General features: G+C 63.4%; 1 protein-coding gene and 1 pseudogene. Both read right to left on the bottom strand.

The window, feature by feature from the left end:
- Window positions 1–227: pseudogene (locus tag AC5ZFO_RS47805) on the bottom strand (ribonucleotide-diphosphate reductase subunit beta); the annotation flags it as partial.
- A 10-nt stretch (window positions 228–237) separates the two neighbouring features.
- Window positions 238–1950: ribonucleoside-diphosphate reductase subunit alpha (locus tag AC5ZFO_RS47800; protein ID WP_496124241.1), on the bottom strand; the 1713-nt coding region annotated here is incomplete at its 5' end.

Raw genomic sequence — 1950 nt, 5'->3', positions numbered from 1 at the left:
TCCCAGGCCCATTTGTACTTCAGCGGAAGCAGCTGGTTGACGTCGGCGCGGCAGTTGATCATCCGCTTCTCGTCGACCGAGACGCGGCCGCCGGCGCGATCGATCGCGCCTAAGCCGGTCGGGTCGGCCGGCTCGAGCCTGAGCTGGGTCTGCGGACGCAGTGCGGTGGCGAGACTTGAGGCGGCCGGAGCGGCTGCTGTGGTTTCGGTATCGGACCAGTCGAGCATCGTCATCTCCTCACTGGCACGCTTCGCATTCGGGATCGTCAATCCGGCAGGCCTTGATGCCGTCGAGGTCCGGTGCCGCTGCGGTCGGGATCATGATCGGCGCGTGCGACACCGCCACTGACGCGGACACCGCATTGAGCTTTCCATCGGTGCCCTTCAACGTCGATTTCTCGACATGCGTGGCGCTGCGGGAGCGCAAATAGTAGGTCGTCTTCAACCCGCGTCGCCAGGCCAGCCGGTAGAGCGCATCGAGCTTCTTGCCGGAGGGATTGGCGATATAGAGGTTGAGCGACTGCGACTGGTCGATCCATTTCTGCCGACGCGCGGCCGCCTCGATCAGCCAGGCGCTGTCGATCTCGAAGGCGGTGGCGTAGAGCGCCTTCAGATCGTCAGGAACGCGGTCGATCTGGCCGACGCTGCCGTCGAAATATTTGAGATCGGAAACCATGACCTCGTCCCAAAGCCCCCTCGCCTTGAGGTCGCGGACCAGGAACTCGTTCACGACCGTGAAGTCCCCGGACATGTTCGATTTCACGAACAGGTTCTGGTAGTTCGGCTCGACCGACTGCGAGACGCCGCAGATGTTGGAGATCGTCGCCGTCGGCGCGATCGCCATGACGTTCGAGTTGCGCATGCCGCTGGACGTGACCTTCTTGCGGATGCGATCCCAGTCGAGCGTTGCGGAGCGATCGACGTCGAGACCACCGCGCGCGTCGGCGAGAAGCTGGATGGAGTCGAGCGGCAAGACGCCCTTCGACCACAGCGAGCCCTCGAAGCTCGGATAGCGTCCGCGCTCCGCGGCGAGATCGGACGACGCCTCGATCGCGTGGAACGAGATTGCCTCCATGCTGGTGTCGGCAAACGCCACGGCCGCGTCGGACGCGGTCGGAATGCGCTGGACCTGAAGCGCTTCCTGAAAGCCCATCAGGCCGAGCCCGACGGGACGATGACGCATGTTGGAACGGCGCGCTTCGGGGATCGTGTAGAAATTGATGTCGATAACGTTGTCGAGCATCCGTACGGCTGTCGTCACCGTCCGCTTCAGCTTGGCGTGGTCGGTCCCGTTAGCGCCGACATGGTTGAGCATGTTGACGGAGCCGAGATTGCAGACCGCGACCTCGTCGGCGAAGGTGTTCAGCGTGATCTCGGTGCAGAGGTTCGAGGAATGGATCACGCCCACGTGGCGTTGCGGCGAACGCAGATTGCAGGGGTCCTTAAAGGTGATCCAGGGATGACCGGTCTCGAACAGCATGGTCAGCATGCGACGCCAGAGGTCGCTCGCGCGCACGGTCTTGAAGACGCGCATGCCGCCGGCTTTCGCCCTGGCCTCATAGGCCTCGTAAGCCGACTTGAACGCCTCGCCGTAGAGATCGTGCAAATCGGGCGTCTCGTCCGGCGAAAACAGCGTCCATTCGCCATCGGCATCGACGCGCTGCATGAACAGGTCCGGCACCCAATTGGCCGTGTTCATGTCGTGGGTACGGCGGCGGTCGTCCCCGGTGTTCTTGCGCAGGTCGAGGAATTCTTCGATGTCGACGTGCCAGGTCTCCAGATAGGCGCAGACTGCGCCCTTGCGCTTGCCGCCCTGGTTGACGGCAATTGCGGTATCGTTGGCGACCTTCAGGAATGGAATAATGCCCTGGCTCTCGCCGTTGGTGCCCTTGATGTGGGCGCCGAGGCCGCGCACCGGCGTCCAGTCGTTGCCGAGGCCGCCGGAATATTT

Source organism: Bradyrhizobium sp. Unk1 (genome assembly GCF_059512345.1).
The sequence above is the reverse complement of the archived record's forward strand: the minus strand, read 5'-3'. Positions and strand labels throughout refer to the sequence as shown.